General features: G+C 64.1%; 19 protein-coding genes and 2 pseudogenes. 16 read left to right on the plus strand and 5 right to left on the minus strand.

The window, feature by feature from the left end:
• Positions 1-141: 141 nt before the first annotated feature.
• Entirely contained in the window at positions 142-987 is an 846-nt protein-coding gene (locus tag ABIB45_RS06010) for a hypothetical protein (RefSeq protein WP_354215001.1), read from the plus strand.
• A 151-nt stretch (positions 988-1,138) separates the two neighbouring features.
• The gene (locus tag ABIB45_RS06015; RefSeq protein WP_354215002.1) at positions 1,139-1,621 is read left to right on the plus strand and encodes a DUF805 domain-containing protein; all 483 of its coding nucleotides are present in this window, start codon (positions 1,139-1,141) and stop codon (positions 1,619-1,621) included.
• A 68-nt stretch (positions 1,622-1,689) separates the two neighbouring features.
• On the opposite strand, the gene ABIB45_RS06020 is transcribed toward ABIB45_RS06015, so the two are convergent.
• The 3 genes and pseudogenes from ABIB45_RS06020 to ABIB45_RS06030 all read right to left on the minus strand — a co-directional run.
• On the minus strand, positions 1,690-2,109 hold the full coding sequence (locus tag ABIB45_RS06020) for a hypothetical protein (RefSeq protein WP_354215003.1): 420 nt from the start codon (positions 2,107-2,109) through the stop codon (positions 1,690-1,692).
• A complete protein-coding gene (locus ABIB45_RS06025; RefSeq protein WP_354215004.1) occupies positions 2,106-3,398 on the minus strand; it encodes an AAA family ATPase in 1,293 nt (430 codons plus the stop codon). Before ABIB45_RS06025 ends, ABIB45_RS06020 begins: the two co-directional genes overlap by 4 nt.
• Before the next feature lie 191 nt (positions 3,399-3,589).
• Positions 3,590-4,468: pseudogene (locus tag ABIB45_RS06030) on the minus strand (IS3 family transposase); the annotation flags it as partial.
• A gap of 332 nt (positions 4,469-4,800) precedes the next feature.
• On the opposite strand from ABIB45_RS06030, the gene ABIB45_RS06035 reads away from it, so the two are divergent.
• Complete coding sequence (locus ABIB45_RS06035; RefSeq protein ID WP_354215005.1) at positions 4,801-5,856, plus strand: IS110 family RNA-guided transposase; 1,056 nt, start codon at positions 4,801-4,803, stop codon at positions 5,854-5,856.
• A 17-nt stretch (positions 5,857-5,873) separates the two neighbouring features.
• Here ABIB45_RS06035 and ABIB45_RS06040 read toward each other — a convergent pair.
• Positions 5,874-6,140 (minus strand): annotated as a pseudogene (locus ABIB45_RS06040) (transposase); the annotation flags it as partial.
• Positions 6,141-6,766: 626 nt separating this feature from the next.
• Here ABIB45_RS06040 and ABIB45_RS06045 point away from each other — a divergent pair.
• From ABIB45_RS06045 to ABIB45_RS06085, 9 genes are all read left to right on the plus strand, one after another.
• Positions 6,767-7,873 (plus strand): hypothetical protein, encoded by a 1,107-nt coding sequence (locus ABIB45_RS06045; RefSeq protein WP_354215006.1) that lies wholly within the window; start codon positions 6,767-6,769, stop codon positions 7,871-7,873.
• Positions 7,874-7,954: 81 nt separating this feature from the next.
• Complete coding sequence (locus ABIB45_RS06050; RefSeq protein WP_354215007.1) at positions 7,955-8,164, plus strand: hypothetical protein; 210 nt, start codon at positions 7,955-7,957, stop codon at positions 8,162-8,164.
• A 91-nt stretch (positions 8,165-8,255) separates the two neighbouring features.
• Positions 8,256-9,638 carry a vWA domain-containing protein gene (locus ABIB45_RS06055; protein ID WP_354215008.1) on the plus strand — a complete coding sequence of 461 codons (1,383 nt, stop codon included), beginning with the start codon at positions 8,256-8,258 and terminating at the stop codon, positions 9,636-9,638.
• A complete protein-coding gene (locus tag ABIB45_RS06060) occupies positions 9,631-10,395 on the plus strand; it encodes a hypothetical protein (RefSeq protein ID WP_354215009.1) in 765 nt (254 codons plus the stop codon). Before ABIB45_RS06055 ends, ABIB45_RS06060 begins: the two co-directional genes overlap by 8 nt.
• Positions 10,392-11,357 carry an RNase H family protein gene (locus tag ABIB45_RS06065; protein ID WP_354215010.1) on the plus strand — a complete coding sequence of 322 codons (966 nt, stop codon included), beginning with the start codon at positions 10,392-10,394 and terminating at the stop codon, positions 11,355-11,357. The genes ABIB45_RS06060 and ABIB45_RS06065 overlap by 4 nt, the downstream gene beginning before the upstream one ends.
• A 210-nt stretch (positions 11,358-11,567) precedes the next feature.
• The gene (locus tag ABIB45_RS06070; RefSeq protein WP_354215012.1) at positions 11,568-11,897 is read left to right on the plus strand and encodes a hypothetical protein; all 330 of its coding nucleotides are present in this window, start codon (positions 11,568-11,570) and stop codon (positions 11,895-11,897) included.
• Positions 11,898-12,105: 208 nt separating this feature from the next.
• Positions 12,106-12,567 (plus strand): GNAT family N-acetyltransferase, encoded by a 462-nt coding sequence (locus ABIB45_RS06075; protein WP_354215041.1) that lies wholly within the window; start codon positions 12,106-12,108, stop codon positions 12,565-12,567.
• A gap of 4 nt (positions 12,568-12,571) precedes the next feature.
• Entirely contained in the window at positions 12,572-12,946 is a 375-nt protein-coding gene (locus ABIB45_RS06080) for a DUF6884 domain-containing protein (protein ID WP_354215013.1), read from the plus strand.
• A 68-nt stretch (positions 12,947-13,014) separates the two neighbouring features.
• Positions 13,015-13,158, plus strand: a complete 144-nt coding sequence (locus ABIB45_RS06085) for a hypothetical protein (protein WP_354215014.1) — start codon at positions 13,015-13,017, stop codon at positions 13,156-13,158.
• A gap of 81 nt (positions 13,159-13,239) precedes the next feature.
• On the opposite strand, the gene ABIB45_RS06090 is transcribed toward ABIB45_RS06085, so the two are convergent.
• Entirely contained in the window at positions 13,240-13,845 is a 606-nt protein-coding gene (locus ABIB45_RS06090) for a hypothetical protein (protein WP_354215015.1), read from the minus strand.
• A gap of 415 nt (positions 13,846-14,260) precedes the next feature.
• Here ABIB45_RS06090 and ABIB45_RS06095 point away from each other — a divergent pair, with 415 nt between their 5' ends.
• From ABIB45_RS06095 to ABIB45_RS06110, 4 genes are all read left to right on the plus strand, one after another.
• Positions 14,261-15,199, plus strand: a complete 939-nt coding sequence (locus tag ABIB45_RS06095; RefSeq protein WP_354215016.1) for an endonuclease/exonuclease/phosphatase family protein — start codon at positions 14,261-14,263, stop codon at positions 15,197-15,199.
• A 143-nt stretch (positions 15,200-15,342) separates the two neighbouring features.
• Positions 15,343-15,729, plus strand: coding sequence for a VOC family protein (locus ABIB45_RS06100; RefSeq protein ID WP_354215017.1), 387 nt, complete (start codon positions 15,343-15,345; stop codon positions 15,727-15,729).
• Between the two features lie 226 nt (positions 15,730-15,955).
• Complete coding sequence (locus ABIB45_RS06105; RefSeq protein ID WP_354215018.1) at positions 15,956-16,291, plus strand: DUF309 domain-containing protein; 336 nt, start codon at positions 15,956-15,958, stop codon at positions 16,289-16,291.
• Positions 16,292-16,389: 98 nt separating this feature from the next.
• Positions 16,390-17,304, plus strand: coding sequence for a hypothetical protein (locus ABIB45_RS06110; RefSeq protein ID WP_354215019.1), 915 nt, complete (start codon positions 16,390-16,392; stop codon positions 17,302-17,304).
• The last annotated feature ends 66 nt before the right edge of the window (positions 17,305-17,370 follow it).

Consider the following 17,370-nt stretch of genomic DNA (forward strand, 5'->3'; position numbering starts at 1 on the left):
ACACAAAAAGGGGCGGCACTTCGGTGTTGCCCCTTTCTTGTGTCATTAGCGTTTGAACTGGGGTTACTTTCTCCCTTTGCTGGATAAACGCCGATACGATGTTCCTCGACGCCCAATGGGGGCGGCATCATTGGGGGAAACATGGCACAGCAGACCGGCCGGCTCATCGGCAGAATTTCCAGCTTCGTCGCAGCCGGAGGACTTTTCGCTGCGGGGCTCATCGTCGGGCTCATCCCGTACAGCGAATCGGGCTACTCGCTGTGCCCGTCAGCGATTGTCAGCATGACCGGGGGAACGACCACAGGCCAGTCCATGGTCAACTTCTTCTCCGGCGGCCGCTGCACCAGCTACGCCAACACCATGACCATCATCATGGTCATCCTGATGATCCTCGCGGGCATCGCCCTGGTCGCCGCCATCCTGCTGCGCAAGCGGCGGTTGGCCGCGGCCGCCGGCGGATACCCGAACCAGTACAGCACCTTCGCCGCCCCTGCGCAGCCGGACTACGCCCCCGGCGCCACTGAAGCCGGTGACCCTTCGCCGTACGCGGGATCCGGATACCCCGCAGCAGCGGATGGAGCACCTGCCGCCGCATACCGCACAGCGGTGACCGGCCAGGGCAGCGGAACGTTCGACACCAAGCTCCTGCTCGTCGGGCTGGCCGCGGTCGCCGGCATCGTGCTGGTCTCCTTCCTGGTCGACTGGCTTTCCTTCCTCCCCGGAATCCTGGAACTGCTGCTCTGGACCGCCGTCGGCCTGACCGCCATCTGGCAGATCAAGCGCCGCACCGCGGGAACCGATGAGGGGAAGCTTGCCGCCGCCGAAGCGTGGAACCCTGCTGTTGTATCCCGGGGCATTGTCGCCGCTGGGCGCCGGCAACTCGAAACCCACCGGGCCCAGCGTCGGGAAGCTGAACGGACCCAGGCAGCCGCTGCCGTACCGGAGTTCCGGGGCGACGACGGCATGGTCCGGCCGGACGGGAGCTGATTATCTGAAAGGGTCGCATCGCTCGATGCCGCCCTTTCGCGTGTCCGCTCTCGGTTGAGGTATTTGGTGGATTTTCGCCACCGAGACCGTGTCTTCGGTCGCGTCGACATACGATAAGTCCGTATCAACACACCAAAACATTGGGGGAACCATGAGCTATCCGCAATACCCACAACCGTCAGCGACGCAGCAGAACTTCCAGGGTGGTGAACCGCCGCTCTGGGCACCGTACTACGGCGCACCTCTGCCGGTGGCTGTGAAGCGTTTCTTTAAAAAGTACACGGCGTTCTCTGGCCGTGCCAGCCGCAGTGAATACTGGTGGTGGACGCTGGTGTCCGGCATCATCGGCATCGTCCTGAACATCATTATCGGCGCCGGCACGAGCGGATCCTCGTCCGCTCCGTCGTACGGCCCGATCGCCATCTTCGGCATCGTCCTTGCTCTCGTTTGGGTACTGGCAACCATTGTGCCGTCCCTGGCCGTGTCGGTCCGCCGCCTGCATGACGGGAACTTCAGTGGTTGGCTGCTCCTGCTGCACCTGGTCCCCTTCCTGGGCAGCATCGCCGTCCTGGTCATGATGATCCTCCCGTCCAACCCGGCAGGCCAGCGCTTCGACCAACCCACCGGGCACTAAACGCAGCACCAACCGACAGTAGAAGACCCCGCCGTTCTGAACGGCGGGGTCTTCGCTGCTTCACAGCGCTACTGCAAGAACGGATCCCATATGGACCTCATCGTCGCAGCCCGTTCGGCGATCCAGGCCCGGATGGCCGGCTCGTCCGCTTCGGCGACGGCGATTTCGACGGACTGGTTGTACGCCTTGCCCTGCATGATGAAGAACAGGGACAGCCGGTGATAAGTCTCCGGGAACAGGCCCGGGTCGGTCAGGTGCAGCGCCTGCCAGTCCCAACGGTAGAGGCAGTTCAGGTCCGGGTCGCCGCTGTAGAGCAAAGTGCCCGTCTGCCTCAGCTGCGGACCGGACCTGTCGTATTCGACCGGCCGGGAGAACTCCGCCCAGGAATCGTAGTGGGAGTGAAGGCCTCGTTCGTAGAAGTTGCCGAACTCGCACCGGTACGGGTGCTCGACTTCCCACAGGTGCTTCACGGGCTGGGCCGTGCTCATCCGGCCGTCAGTGCGATGCGGACGCGACGACCGAGTTTGGCTTCGTTCTGATCGATGTCGGGGTCCATCAAGGCTTCCTCCCAGCCATCCGAATAGACCCATGTCATGAATGTCATGTGCCTGGAAGCCATGACGCACAGGCGGCCGGGGGAGAGCTGGTGGGAGCCTGCCGAGGTGTAGCCGATGAAAGGGTCCATCGCGACCACGGCGTGCCACTGTCCACCCTGCATCTTGTCAGCGGTGCCGACGTAGATGCCATCGGCTTTGAGGGAGCGGAGGATCGCGGTGATGCCGGATGCCTGAGCGTTGTGGGCGACCACGATGGCAATGTCGGCGGCGACAAGCTGGCGGGTGAACGGCTGGTCATCAGTGTCGAACTCGACCAACTCGACGCCGATCAGACCTGCAGCGTAGTTGGCGACCTCGATCAGTGTGTCCAGGTGATCGAAGGTCGGCGCCTCAGCCACCTTGAAAGGCACGATTTCGGAGACCCGGTCGCCGTCCGCGTCGGTAAGGTATCGGTCAGGGCGGGAGGACGTGAAGGCGAAGTCGTAGAGGGGCGCGATGGCGTCGACGGTTTCCTGGCCGAGCCGGTAGGTGGTGTCCAGTGAATGGATTTCCGCGTTGGCCATCCGGGCGAATACTTCCGGTGCCCGCATGTGCGGTGCCGTTTCGCGGCCGCGGAACGCCGATACGTCGGCGGTCACGACCGGGCCGATCTGGCCGGGGTCACCGACCATGAGGATCTGCTGTGCCTCGTCGGATGCGCTGGAAACATCGGCGAACGTCGCCTGGTACGCCTCGTCGATGATCATCAGGTCGCAGGTCGGCCGGTTGGTTGTCTTGCAGGAGGCGATGGTGCGGACAACCGGGATGTTCCTGCCGCCGGTGGCGGCACCGCCTCGGGAAACACCGATGGGCGGTTCCATGTTGCTCACCGACAGGGCGACCTGCGGGTTGCCGTCCCGGTCCGGGCCCAGCTCGGCGGCGATCCGCTCGGCAATGTCGTAGGCGGCACGGCGGGTAGCGCACGCGACCACAATCTTCAGGTTGGAGCGTTCACGGAAGTACGCCACGGCCTGGGCGACCAGGGTCGTCTTTCCGGCGCCGGGAGGGGAGTCGACGATTGTGATCGGGGAGCCGGACCAGACGCTGTACAGCGCCTTGGCCAGGGTGGAGCCGACAACGAGGGTGCGTCCGTCGTCGACGGGTTCGGCCGGGGTTTGTTCGGGCGCATCAAGAACGGGCGCGAAGCCAAGGTCTGCGAGATCAATTCCAAGGGAGGTCATGCCTCTCATGTGTGCGGAGCAGCTGGTGGGCGTCACCGCCCCCTCGAGGTTCTCCTCCTCGCCGCCGCTGGGAGGACGCAGTGGCGATTGGCTGTCTAGGCTCAAAACGAGAAAAAAGCGGAAGAGCCTCACCGGGCAGGAAGTTTTCCGGAGACGTCGACCTGGTTGGGCCCCCGTTAGCAGTCCAGCGCCTATGCGATAGCTAATTGGTTTTCTTGCGTCCAGGTTTCCCAGTAGCGTTTCGGCGTCATGCCGTTCAGGGATCCGTGGGGCCGTTCATGATTGTAGATAGCTTTCCATTCCTCGGCCAAATACTTGGCTTCGGCCATGGTGTCCATGATTTCTCCGGAGAGTTGTTCCCTTCTGAATTGGGCGTTGAAGGATTCGATGAAGCCGTTCTGCCAGGGTGATCCCGGGTCGATGAAGGCGGTATCCACGCCGGCGGTGTTGCACCAGTCGATCAGTGTGGCGGCGGTGAATTCCGGCCCGTTGTCACACCGGACGTAGGTCGGGGCGGTGCCGGTTTCGGCGATGATGTTCTCCAGCACCGCGACCACGTCGGAGGCCTTGAACGACCGGCGCGGGATGATGGCCAGCGCCGTGCGGGTGTATTCGTCGATGACGTTGAAGAACCGGATGTGCCGGCCGCAGGAGGTCACGTCCGACTGGAAGTCGAAGCTGACCACGTGCATCGGGTACTGGGCGGTTAGGCGCTTCTGTTCCCCGGCGCCGGGCCCCGTGCGGCGCTTCTTCCTCGCCCTGGGCTTGCAGGTGAGTCCTTCGTCGCGCCAGAGCCGTCGGATCCGCTTCCTGTTCAGCGCCACGCCGTCCCACTCTGGCTGGGCCAGCAGGTGCCAGCGCACCTTCCGCCAGCCCCAAGCGGGGTGCTGCCCGGCGACGGTGCGCAAGGCTGCACGGAGCCGCATCTCCTCAAAGCTCCTGTCGGGTTTCTTCTTGCGGAACGCGGACCGGTTCTGGCCGAGGACCTTGCAGGCGAAGCGTTCGGATGCCCCGAATTTCTCCACCGCCATACGCACGGCACGGCGGCGGGGTTCGGGGCTCAAAATTTTCCAGTGATGATGTTCTTACCGGCTTGAACACCCGGCAGCACGCGATGAGGGAGGAGGAGGTGTCCTTCTAAGGACCTGTCGAGAGACCCACACTTTGGCTCAATATTGACTCGTTGGCCAGAACGCTCTGACTCTGAATTTTCCTGACCCTGCCGGTGCCTGACTTCGCCGACATGCCGGGCGTTCAAGCCGGCACGACAATATCCGACATGACCCGAGGGACAAACGGCATGACCTGATAGGAGCATGAACCACTTCCAGGATTCCCATCACTGGAGTGTCTGCCGCCATGGGGCCCCCCGGGTGATCTTCCACAAAGGACGGCGCCGATCATGACAAGACCAAAGAATGTTATCGGAGGAGTCGATACCCATTCCTCCACCCACCACGCTGCCGTCATCGATCTCAACGGCAGGGAGCTGGGAGACAAGGAGTTCCAGGCCACCCAAGCCGGCTACGACGCCCTGCGCCGCTGGCTGTCCGGGTTCGGCACAATCCAAAGTGTGGGCATAGAGGGGACGGGATCCTACGGAGCGGGCCTGGCCCGGGACCTCAGTTCACACGGGATTAACGTGCAGGAAGTCCCGTGCCCGGACAGACGATCACGCCGGCTGGCGGGAAAATCCGACCCGCAGGACGCGCGGACCGCCGCGCACACCGTGCTGGCAGGCAACGCCTCCACGGCACCCAAATACGGAGACGGCCCGGTCGAAGCCATCCGCGCAGTCCGAGTCGCCAGACTCGGTGCCATCAAAGCCAAGACAGCGGCCATGAATTCACTGCGGGCGCTGATGGTCACTGCACCTGAATCCCTACGCGCCCAACTCAGAGGTCTTCCCGCGGCCAAGCTCGTCCATACCTGCGCTGGATTCAGGACCGGCACTTCAGCACCTGAGGACGTCGTTGCCCTGACCAAGACAGCACTCAAATCGGTGGCCCGGCGCATCGAGTCGCTGGGAGCCGAAGCCAAAGCTCTGCACACGACACTGGCCCGGCTCACGGCCGCAGCCGCACCGGAAACCAGCGCGGTCTTTGCTCTTGGCCCCGACACGGTCGCGGCTCTCATCACTGCCGTCGGCGACAACCCCGACAGGCTCCGCTCAGAGTCAGCATTCGCCAGACTCACCGGAACAGCACCAATCCCCGCAAGCAGCGGCAAAACGAACCGCTTCCGCCTGCATCGCGGCGGCAACAGGGCCGCCAACAGCGCACTGCACATCGCCGTAATCGTCCGCCTGCGCTACGACCCAAAAACCCGGGACTACGCCGCCAAACGGACCAGGGACGGACTGTCCAAGCCGGAGATCATCAGATGCCTCAAGCGCTACCTGGTCCGTGAAGTCTTCAAAGCCCTGAAAAAGGACTACGGGGCGATTCTCAGCACTTGACAATCTATAGGAGCGTCCTTGGCCACCTCGTTGAGGATGTCGATGGCCAGTTCCTTCTCCGCCAGCAGCCGCTTGAGCCGGGCGTTCTCCTTCTCCAGCTCCTTGGTCCGTTTGGACGCCTCGGCGTTCTTCTCGGACCCGTACTGGTTCAGCCACCGGTACCAGGTCGCCTCGGTGACCTGGAGCTCCTTGATGACCTCGACCATCGAGTGGCCGTCGTTGAGCATCTTCTGGCCCTGCCGGACCTTGGCGATGACCTGCTCGGGGGTGTGTCTGCGTGCCATGATTCGTGAATTTCCTCCTGTGTCCATTCTCGGACACGAAACTCACACAAACACTGGACTCCTACGCGGGGGCCCAACCAGACCCATCGGTGACGAGTAATGTTTTCAACGCTTCGTCGGAGCCGTGATAACCATCGTCTCTAAAGCGGAAAATCTTTCCTCAGGTTATCACGAGGCTCAAAGAGCTCATCTCTCACTTTTCCAGGAATGCGCCCGCTCCACCACTTTTGATCCCCCAATCGCCCGCAAAACGACCGCCGGTAGGGTGACTCAACGGCCCTGCATCCCAATGTTGGCGCGGAAGTTGGGTCCCGATGCACCCTCACTCGACCAAAACGACCGCGGAGGATAGGACATCTATGAGAGGGAAGTGTATTAACTAGGAAGGGAGGGGGTCCTCTAGGGAGAGAACAATAGGGCCCCTTATATATATCTATCTTTTAAGGTCGTTTAAGTAGAGTAGTAGTAGTAGGGGCCCTATATTCCCCGCCATTCCGGGGGTTTTCCCACTCGACCAACTGGTCGAGTGATGGTCGTTCGGTGGGAGTGGCCGGTAGAGCGGTATCGGGCCGGGATCCGGGTGCTTTCCGGTGAGCGGGGTGGCCGGCGCCGCACACATACTGAGCATGACAGCCACTGCAATCGCCCCCACGTCCCCGAAAGACATCCTCGCCGCGTACCGTGTTGACGCCCGCTCCAAGGCCACCACCGACGGACGCCCCGGCGACCGCTCAGACTTCCCCGGCCTGGGCCTCCCGGCCACCGGAATGATCTACGCCCGCGGCAAGGGACTCAAGTACCAGCCCCTCAACGCTCCCGCCATGGACCTCGCACCGGACAAGCTCGCCGAGCTCCTGATCGAACCCCAGGCCTGCACCGTCGTCCCCGACAACAAGACCTGGGCGAAGATCCTGGTCATGGCGGACAACATGCCCTCCAACGATTTCAAGGCGCTGGGACGGCGCATGCGGATCAGCCGCGGCCTGCCGGTGTCCCTGAAACTGCCGATCCTGACCGAAGCCCTCAGCTACCGTTACTGGTTGCAGGACAACCTGACCGAGACCAGCTTCGAGGACTGGGCGGATGCCTTCAACGTCAAAGGCCCCTCCCTCGGCATCACTATGCGGTCCCTGATCACCATCGCCGAAAAGGGCCAGCGGCCCACCGCCCTCAAGTACGAGGCTGCAGTGAAGTCCCTGGAGGAAACCGAACGCAAGATCATGGAGCAGGCCGCATGGGGCGGGATCTCCAACGACTGCTTCGTGTACTCCATGCTGGAAGGTTTCTCAGCCAAAGCCAACGGGCTGCGGACCATGGACCCCGGCCTGCTCGAAATGCACACGATCGATGGCCAGGCGTGCCGGATTGTGCCGATGAACTCTGACTCCCGGGAGTTCTCCGCTTCGGTGTCCTCCCCGTTCAAGCTCAAAGAAGGCAAGAAAGTCCGGCTCACCGACGGCAAGGAAATGGTGGAGGTGGACCTCCGCGCCCTCCGCTTCGGTGCCGGCGCCCTGCACGCAGTGTTCTCCCAGCCCAGCTCACGCGGGGCGGGCTTGCTGATGGTGTCCAGGGCCCGCAAGCTCGAAGCGAAGCTCTACGCCGTGGACGGTGTTTTTGAGAGCTTCGGCGCCGGACCCAAGAACAAGCGCTGGCTCGGCGACGACGTCCAGAAACTGACCGGCCGCGACGTCCCCCTCGATGTCATGCTCGCCGGAGCACCCACAACCGACTAAGACCCCCTGACCACCCCGCCCCTGCCACCGGCTGTCATAACCCACCGGCGGGGGCGGGGTCCTTTACGGAAGCTGCAGCCCATGAAGAAAACCATCACGTCGGTCCTGGCCATACCCGACATTGAACTGAAGCACCATTTCTGGCTCGACCACGGCTACCTCGGCGGAGTGGATTACCGGTTCGGCTGGAAGGCCGCCGAGGACATCCGCTCCTGCGTGGTGGTGTTCAGAGGCGACGCGTCGACGAACCACAAGCCGGTCAGGGGCCCGGAAATGCGCTGGCAGAAATAGGGGCGCATCCCGTCCGCCTGGCCAAACCGAATGGGCCACGGCCGGTCGCCGGGTGAAGAGACGCCCACCCGATGCCGCACACATGAGGGGCATGAGAAACCTCGCCGCTCCCAACGATGAACAGATGCTGCACTTTCAAGCGTGGCGTGCCACCGCTTTGCAGATCATGCCCTACATGGGCTCCCTGATGTTTTCGCTCCGCCCGGTCAACTCCGAAGCTGTAGACACGTTCGGTGTGGACGACGGCCACCGCTGCTACATCAACTTCGATAAGGTCATCCCGATGGGTGCCCAGTTCGGTGCCGAGGCGCTGCTTCACGAGTGCTCCCACCTGCTGGCAGAGCATTCCATGCTCGCAGAGCTGGCCGGTGTCTCTGAGACCGAGCTGGACGCGTGGAATGTGGCCGGTGACATGGCCATCAATGACGACCTGCGGGACGCCGGGTGCAACGCCCTCGCCAAGCATGGTGTGTTCGCCGGGCAGATCGGTGAGCCTGACTACCAGACGCCGATGCACTACATGGACGTTCTGCGGAAAAAGCAGGGCGGCAAGCCCAAACCTCAGCAGGGCCAGCAGCCCGGCCAGGGTCAGCCAGGCCAGGGGAGCCCTGGCAAGGGTCAGCCTCAGCCGGGTTCCGGTCAGCCCGGCCAGGGTCAGCCGACCCCGATGAAGGGCTGCGGGTCCGGTGCTGGCGGTCGTAAGGGCGGTCACGAACTCGGTGACGACGAGACGATGGGCGGCAAGGCCGAAGCGGCGACCGCGATCGAAAAGAACCTGGTCCGCATCGCGACGGCATCCGCTGCCCGCCAGCACCAGGAACAGCACGGCATCGGCTCGGTCCCCGGCGGTATCGCCCAGATCATCGACGAGATCCTCACTCCGTCAACGACTCCGTGGGAGCGGGTTCTGGCATCGTTTGTCCGCCGCGCCGTTGCGCACAAGGCCGGCTACCATGACGCCAGCTACACCCGCCGTAACCGCCGCCGGATGAACGAAACCATGTCCGACGGCAAGGGCCGCATCATCGGCCGGGTGATCGCCCCGGGCTACATCAAGCCGACGCCGTCGATCCACTTCTACCGCGACACCTCAGGCTCTGTCAGCGACCACGACCTGGCCATGGCTACCAACGAAGTCCTGGCCATTGCCCGGAAGCTGTCCATCCGCGGCGACGATCTGGTCGTCTCGGACATCGACACCATGGTCCACCAGTCGACCAAGTTCGGCGGCAAGGACTCCATTATCGAAATCGCGGGCCGGGGCGGCACCGACATGGGCGAGGCCATCGAACATGCCCTGTCCCTGCCGAAGAAGCCTTCGGCCATTGTGATCGCGACCGACGGTGAAACCGGCTGGCCGGAGGAACGCCCGTCCGTTCCGGTGATCGTCCTGCTCATCAACGTCCGCTCAAAGACCTGGATCGACAACGTTCCGGAGTGGGCAAACCTGGTGGAGGTCAAAGACAATGACTGATCTGACTTTGAACGTCCCGCACGGCTACCGGCTGGCTCCGGGCACTGACCTGCTGGACCTCGCGGCCCGCCTGCGCGAAACGATGGAGCCGATCCGGGACCGGATCGAAATCGAGCAGATTGCCGAGTTCGCCGCGCAGGCTTTGGATGCCGCCGACCTGGCAGGGACGCCCCGGCCGGAGTCGGTCATCTTCGACGCGGTCCAGGCCCACTCCGTGCACGTCGGGCAGATTCTGTCCGGCGAGCACGGCTGCGCCCTGAACATGGTCAAAGTTGCCGTCTCCGACGATCCTGACACCGGTGAGCTCTACGCTCTGATGCTTCCCAAACATCCCGCTTTTGCGGCCGAACTGGACGAAATGGAGCTTGGCGACTACTACCCGTACTGGCATGAAGAAACCGTCAAGCAACAGCGACCCACGGGGGTCTCGGCCGCCGAATGGGCACGCCGGGCCGAAACCTGGGGACGCGTCCTGCGCGGGACTGACCCGTACGAGCCCACGGGCATGTTTATGATCGAAATCGGCGTCACCTACCCTGACGCTGACCTGATCAACAGGGCCGAGGACGTCTTCGCCGCCATGCCCAGCACGGAGAACCGGATCTTCCATGCCATGCACGAACTCCAGCACAGCCAGGAATTCGGCAGCCAGTCCGAGATGATGGCTTTCATCGCGTCCCTGCCCGAGCAGCAGGAACACATCCAGTCGCGTCTGAAACCGATCACCCTTGAAGACATCGCCGGAGGAACCCGATGACCGCCGTCCCGCTGCCGGCACCGCCGGTCGCACGGTTTGTCCCCGCCCTCAAATCCGTGAGCGACCGCCACGGTGTCACCGTCCTGGTGGACCGCCAGCCGAACCTGTGCCGGTGGGCTGTTCACACCTTGGTGGACGGTAAAGACTTCATCGTCGCCGGCCCCGGCAAGGGCGAACCCAACAACCCCTCCAACCGTGAGCTGGCAGCCCAGATCACCCAGGCGGTCACGAAGATCAGCAAGCGCACAGGGGAAGCCCCGGCCCAGGTCTTCACCGGCGACTGGGCCACCGCCGAACTGCTGCGCGCGAAGACTGTCCTTCCGGTCACCGATTTGACGGCACCTCCGGGGGCCCTGGCCGCGGCACGCGAAGCCGTCGCCGAAGTCGAACGCGGCCTCGTCTCCGGACTGGTCCTGGCGTGCGACTCCTCACGGGGCCGCGGCAAGACTGTCAATGGCTGCGGCTACGTCCTCGCCTACGCGAACGGGGCCGACCCGATCCTGGGCGCCTACACGGCCGTCAGCGCGCACGGGGGAATCCGTGCCGGGGAACTGGCCGCCATCCGTCGCGGGCTGCAGTCCACTTTGGGTCACCACCCTGTGCTGCGCGAAGGCGTCGGGGACCTGAAAGTCCTTACCGACTCCAGGGCCGCCCTGGAGGTCCTGGACCGCGTGTCCACCGGGGCTCTTCAGCCGTTCGATGACACCGATTCGGTCGCCGAATGCAAGCGCATCCTGGGCTCAGCCCGCGGCGTGAACATCTCCTACGAATGGGTGCGCGGCCACAACGGCCACCCGCTCAACGAGCTCGCCGACCGGCTTGCAGTGCTGGCCCGGCGGAACCGGGAGATGGGTGTCGACGAGGTGACCAACGCCCGGATGATCGCCTCGATCCGTCAGGAAGCGAAGCACATTTCGGGGTTTCTCTCGTCAGCGGCCAATCCTGCTGCGGCGCTCGGGTAACGCGGGATCCGCGTCCCTGCGATAGGACCGACGGCGGACTGGGTGGACCAGAAAGTAATGGGGGGAACCTTCTGATCCGTCCGCCGCCGGTCACTTCGAGTGTATGCCGCCGACCTTGGCGAAAGCTAAACGGCCGGCACCCCGCACCCGGTTTGTCTACGCATGTTTCAAGGCAGACGAAGAACCCCGAACCCATCTTGGAGAACTCCTTTGAAGAAGCTCATCGCGCCCTTCCTGCTCATTGCCGCGTTGTCTGGCTGCGCCGGGGCACCTGCCGCCCCCGCGGCCACCATGCCGAGCGTCGAAAAGCGGGAATCCCTGATGAAAGAACTGGCCGTGGTGAGCCCCGAGCTTGCACACCCGGGAGTGGTCGCCCGGGCGAGGAGCCTTTGCCCGGGCATCGCCAACGGAGCCCCTGAAGCCGAGCAGCTCCAGGTAGTCCGGAACATGGTCAGCAAGGGCGGCGCTCCGATCACCGAAGAGCAGGCCGGCAAGGTCGTATCCATCATCAAGTCCAGCGGCTTCTGCACCCCGGCCTAGGCTCCGCCTCTGATGCCGCCACGAAAGGAAACCCGGCAATGATCGTGGAAACACCTGACCATGCCCCTGGCCCCCAGCCCTGGCCCGCCGGGACCTTCACCCTCCACCCAAGGAGCTGTACGCGACGGCAGAACTCGACGAATCCGCGGCCCTGCTGAACGCCTCGCTGGGCGAGGGATTCGTCCACAGATCCGACCTTGACGACCTCATCAAAAGCGGAGGGTCACTGATCCGCGCCACCGATGCTCAGGGCCGGCTACTCGGCGCCGCGACTGCACGCCTCCTCAACCAGGCCTCGGTGCACGCGATCCAGGAACGGCTCCGCGCCGCCGGCGTCGGGCTGCAACTGGTCGGGAACCTCGTCGGGGAGCTGAAGTCGTCCGCAGTGACGCCAGCCGCCCGCGGCCAAGGCATCGGTTCGGCGATGGTCCGGGAACGCCTGGACTACCTGAGGGGCCAGGGATGCCGGTACGCAGTGTCTGCCTCGTGGGTATCCAATAACGGGGCCCACTCCTCGCTGGGACCGCTGGCACGGGCCGGCTTCGAACGCGTCGCCGCCATCCCGGGCTACTGGGCAGCGGACCAGGAAGCGGCAGGCTACCTGTGCGAAGACTGCGGAGCCGCCTGCACCTGCACGGCGATCATCATGATTCACCGGTTCGGCAGCTGACGCCGTGACTGGGGCCCCGATCAGGGTCGGCCTCGTTGGCTGCGCCGCCCTTAAACTCCCGCACACGGCTACAGCGCGGGACCTTTACGTCTCCCAGCTGTTCAGGAAAGCCTCAACCTACGCGGAGGCCACCTGCGACCGCTGGTACGTCCTGTCCGCCAAGCACGGACTCGTCCACTCTGACGCCGTCATCGAGCCGTACGACCTGAGGCTGAGCCGCAGCAGGACCTCGCTGGTTAACCGGGAATGGGCCGTCACGGTCCGGGACCAGCTTGCTGTTGAACTCAATGGCCTCGAGCAGGTCACGCTCATCGCACTGGCAGGGGAGCAGTACCGGACAGCCCTCACGGGAGTCCGTGGCCGTGTGAGGTTCCGATGAAAGGCCTCGGCATCGGCCAGCAACTTGGCTGGCTGACCAGGCAGCTCGCAGCAGATTAGAGTTGTCCGGTGGAGATTACAGGCACCATTGAAGACCCGGACGGCGGCCACAGCCGCGTCAGCACCCACGGCAACACGTACGAAGAGGCCAAGGCCGCGCTGGAAGCCCTCGTACCCGAAGGCCACAAGCTGATCGTCATCCGAACGGTTTAAGGGCCCTCGCGCCGGGGGGCGCACAAGGCGGAAACCCACGGGCGCCACCGCCCTTGACACTGAGTAACGCGGCGGTTTGGATCAAACGTCGAAGGCGTCAGCCATTTCGCCAAGCGCCAGGTAGTCCCCGGACGCGTCCTGGAAGCCGAAGTCCGCCCAGTAGCGGCGCAGCGCCGCTTTCGCCGCGGTGTGCTCGGGGCTGCCTTCTATAGGTCCTTCATCGGAGAATAGGGGAGCGGCCTGCAGGACCACCAGGGACACGGCCCGGCCGGCGGTGCCCAAGATTGCTTTGAGGATGGCGTGGCCGAGTTTGTTGCCCCGGAACTGCGGCTCGATCCGCAGCGAGGACAGGACGAGCAGGTCTCCGCCCAGGTCCATGCCGGAATTGGGCATCAGGTCGGGACGTTCGGTAGTGAGCATTTCGGCGACGTTGGCCAGTTCCTGGTTCACGGCGTCCAAAGTCCAGAACAGGTCGATCATGCCGGCGTCCGGAACGATGCTGAACCATGCGTTCCCGATGTGGACTTCCCGCCCGTCGTTGTCTTCCTCGCCTTCGTCCCACACGAGCCCGTCGATGGAGACGCTCCAGTTCATCGGGAAGTCGGACGGGTCGTGGTCCAGACTGGGGATACCCCGGTATTCGCAGCTGTACGTGAGTCGCATGTAGTCGGGGTCAACGGTGGCCATGGGAGATCCTTCTGGTGATGAGGGCGCTGCTTTCTAAACGCGCAGTCTATGACCTGAAATGCCTCGTGAAGCTAATTTTCGGTGGAATGACGAAGGGCACGCAGGTCAGCGAGGTCATCCTGGTAAGGGCGCCGTCATGGAGCCAGAACGAACTGGAGGCCTGGCTCGCGCGGCGCCTGAGGAACGGGTGGATTTCCGCAGTGTTGCGCCGTTTACGCCGGGAGTAAGAGGCCGGCTGCGGTGGCTGCTCGACCACACGGGCAGGGGTTCGCAGGTCGACACAACAGTGGTCATGACATTTGGGTGGATCAACGGATAACCCTGTGCCGCTGTCGGTCGATAGTGAGGCAAAGCCCCTGAGGCTCGCTCCGGTGTGTCCCACCGAATACCGCGCCCCGTCTGCTTGCATGAAGACATGACTGAGCAGCCCCCAGCAGCCGTGACCGAAGACCTGGACCGGCTGCGGGCAGCCCTGGACGCCGCCATCCCCGCACGGACAGACTCCAACCTCCTGATCGGAACCTGGAACATCCGCGCCTTGGGGGACCTGACCGACAAGTGGTTGGCCGGACCCAAGGACTCGCCGAAGAGGGACTGGCACGCCATCGCCTGCCTCGCCGCGGTGATCTCCAGGTTCGATGTCGTCGCCGTCCAGGAATCCCGGCGGAACCCCAAAGCCCTCAAGCGGTTGCTGGCCACCCTTGGCCCGCAGTGGCGGGTCATCATCTCGGACGCCACCGAAGGTGCCGCCGGCAACGGCGAACGCCTCGCCTTCCTCTACGACAGCACACGGGTCCAGCCCTCCGGCCTGGTCGGGGAGATCGTCCTGCCCCCGATCGGGGAGGAGCCGGCCCGCCAGTTCGCCCGCACACCGTACACCGCCAGTTTCAACCGAGCAGGGGTGGAATTCACGCTGGCGTCCGTGCACGTACTGTGGGGCAAGAGCCCGGCCGAACGCCTGCCGGAGATCACCGCGTTCGCCGAATGGATGCATGACTGGGCGGTGCGGCCCAACGACTGGAACGCGAATTTGATGGTCTTGGGAGACTTCAACCTGGACCGGATCGGCGACCCGCTCTACGAGGCGTTCATCGCCACGGGCCTGTGGCCGCCGACGGAACTGGACAAGGTCCCGCGGACCATCTTCGACAACGACAACAGCCAGCACTTCTACGACCAGATCGCTTGGTTCTCCAAAACCAACGGGACCTCCCTAATGCAGGGCCTCACTTACGCACAGCGGGCCGGGTCCTTTGACTTCATCCCGCAGGTCTACCCCGGGCTCACCCGCAGCGAGGTGTCCTGGCGGATCTCGGACCACTACCCGCTCTGGTGCGAATTCCTGATTGGCTGACTTACGCTGGCCGGCTACGTTCTGGTGGGCTCCGGCGGAAGTACAGGGCGGAGGACGGTTGCCATCGGGCGGTCACTGCACAATCCTGCATTCAAAGCGCGCGGGCCGAGCGAAGTGCATGGCTTCAGGGCAGGATGGAGAACATGGAAGTCCTTGGGAGCCGCATCCTGCTTCATCCGTCCGACCTTGAGCGGAGCCACCGGTTTTATCGGGACACGCTGGGTCTGGCGATCTACCGAGAGTTTGGGAGCCGTGAAGCGCCGGGCATCGTGTTCTTCCTGGGCAACGGTTTTCTTGAGGTCAGTGGACGGTCGACTGATCCGCAGGGCAGCGCCTTGGCGATCTGGATGCAGGTCCGCGACGTGCAGCTCGAGCACGATCGGCTCCTGGCGGCCGGGGTACCTGTGATCAGCAAGCCACAGCAGGAGCCGTGGGGGCTGGTGGAGATGTGGATTGCGGACCCCGACAGAGTCCGCATCGTGCTCGTTCAGGTTCCGGAGGACCACCCACTGCGGCGCGACCAGCGGTGATATTTTCTTCTTTCGCGGACGCCCTTCCGGCGGCATCCTTTGCCGCGGAACGGATGTTCGGAGGGCCGAGCCGTAGCATTGGGCGGATGACGGTTGGCAAGGTCCACGGACGCTCAGAGCGGAAACTGCAATGACCGGCGACAGGGATCGGGATGCTTCAAAGCGCCCGCGGCAGGCCCGGCCACGAGACGCTCTTGGACGGCCGCTGCCCTACGGAAGCGCTGGCGTGGAGCCGGTCTCCGAGGAACCGCTGCCGCCGGGGGAGACATTGGTCTCGGCCCGGAACCTGGTGGAAGCGGGCCGGCCCTTCGCCGCGCATGAGGTACTTGAGGCCCGATGGAAAGCTGGGCCGGCCCAAGAACGGAACCTTTGGCAAGGTCTCGCCCAGATCTGCGTCGCGCTCACCCACGCCGCCCGGGGGAACAGCGTCGGCGCCCTCCGGCTCTTCGAGCGCGGTGCGGCCCGACTCGAGGAGTACGGTTCAGGCGAAGGGCCGACCTACGGGCTCGACTTGTCCGCCGTTGTGCGTTGCGCGCAGGATCGGATAGGCACCGGCGGCTGAGCTCGCGACCAGCATCTTCGCGTCAGGCGGCCGGAGGCATTCTCTCCAGAAGAACGGCCAGTAGACTTCAGGAGAGCGTGTGTAGTCCTGGGGGAGAGATGAAGACGAACGAAATGGTGTTCAACACCAAGCGCATGCCTGAGAAATGGCGACGCCACTTCAAGATCTACCGGGCCAAGATCAGCATCTACCTCGACACCCCGGACTTCGGGACACCGCTCATGGTGGACGCTTCGGAGATGATGGAATTCCTGCCCGCAGGTATTGACGATCCGTCCTTCATCGAAAAGACAGGTCCTGTCAGGCCTGGCGCTGAATCTCTCTGGGTTGAGGCCGAAGTCCCCGAGGGCCTGCCGTCCCGTCCGAACGTCCGACGGATCGGGGCCATGGTGCACCGCAGCAAGACCCGGACGAGCTTCATGAACGACGCGTGGACGGGTGCGGAGCACGAATACTGGATTGAAGCCTACGCGCGGGACGCCGACGGGCTCTCTATACGGCTGGAGAAGGACGTCAGGTTCCGCCTGGACGACGCCGGCTTCCTGGCTGGGCTGGAATTTGTCTCCCACCAGAGCATCGATTTCCTTGTGAAACTGCAAGGGGACGCCCCCTCCAATCTGGCCACTGCACCATACATCTCGACCGACCAGCGCACCGCGTTCGGCATCGAGGTGATGAACAGGGTCCTCTTCTGCCTGGCGCTGATGAACTGCCGGAACGTCTCACTGCGTGAGCGCGGCTCCCGCAACGGTGCCGGATCAGCGCCCTCAGGGGATGCCTTCCACGAGGTTGTCATCGACGGGAACATCAGAGGATCCGGGGCAACAGTCGGAGAGGCCGGCGACGGCACAGGCCGCCGTCACCTGGCACGGGGCCACTTCAAGACTTTCACCGACGACGCGCCGCTCCTGGGCAAGCACGTCGGGACCTACTGGTGGGGCTGGCAAGTGCGTGGCCAGGAGAGCAGAGGGACCGTCGAGAAGGTCTACACGCTGAAGTCTGGCAGTCGCTGACCCTGCCGGTTCTGGGCGGCCGCCGCCCCGTTTCTCATGAGGATCCGTTCCCCGCCGCGCCTGCCG

Origin of the sequence: Arthrobacter sp. UYCo732, from assembly GCF_040547265.1 — a bacterium.
Lineage (GTDB): Bacteria > Actinomycetota > Actinomycetes > Actinomycetales > Micrococcaceae > Arthrobacter.

Bases quoted from the DNA above. Each gene is read 5' to 3' on its own strand.
- ABIB45_RS06010 (WP_354215001.1), top strand. From the start codon at position 142: ATGGCACAGCAGACCGGCCGGCTCATCGGCAGAATTTCCAGCTTCGTC.
- ABIB45_RS06015 (WP_354215002.1), top strand. From the start codon at position 1,139: ATGAGCTATCCGCAATACCCACAACCGTCAGCGACGCAGCAGAACTTC.
- ABIB45_RS06020 (WP_354215003.1), bottom strand. From the start codon at position 2,109: ATGAGCACGGCCCAGCCCGTGAAGCACCTGTGGGAAGTCGAGCACCCG.
- ABIB45_RS06025 (WP_354215004.1), bottom strand. From the start codon at position 3,398: ATGACCTCCCTTGGAATTGATCTCGCAGACCTTGGCTTCGCGCCCGTT.
- ABIB45_RS06035 (WP_354215005.1), top strand. From the start codon at position 4,801: ATGACAAGACCAAAGAATGTTATCGGAGGAGTCGATACCCATTCCTCC.
- ABIB45_RS06045 (WP_354215006.1), top strand. From the start codon at position 6,767: ATGACAGCCACTGCAATCGCCCCCACGTCCCCGAAAGACATCCTCGCC.
- ABIB45_RS06050 (WP_354215007.1), top strand. From the start codon at position 7,955: ATGAAGAAAACCATCACGTCGGTCCTGGCCATACCCGACATTGAACTG.
- ABIB45_RS06055 (WP_354215008.1), top strand. From the start codon at position 8,256: ATGAGAAACCTCGCCGCTCCCAACGATGAACAGATGCTGCACTTTCAA.
- ABIB45_RS06060 (WP_354215009.1), top strand. From the start codon at position 9,631: ATGACTGATCTGACTTTGAACGTCCCGCACGGCTACCGGCTGGCTCCG.
- ABIB45_RS06065 (WP_354215010.1), top strand. From the start codon at position 10,392: ATGACCGCCGTCCCGCTGCCGGCACCGCCGGTCGCACGGTTTGTCCCC.
- ABIB45_RS06090 (WP_354215015.1), bottom strand. From the start codon at position 13,845: ATGGCCACCGTTGACCCCGACTACATGCGACTCACGTACAGCTGCGAA.
- ABIB45_RS06095 (WP_354215016.1), top strand. From the start codon at position 14,261: ATGACTGAGCAGCCCCCAGCAGCCGTGACCGAAGACCTGGACCGGCTG.
- ABIB45_RS06100 (WP_354215017.1), top strand. From the start codon at position 15,343: ATGGAAGTCCTTGGGAGCCGCATCCTGCTTCATCCGTCCGACCTTGAG.
- ABIB45_RS06110 (WP_354215019.1), top strand. From the start codon at position 16,390: ATGAAGACGAACGAAATGGTGTTCAACACCAAGCGCATGCCTGAGAAA.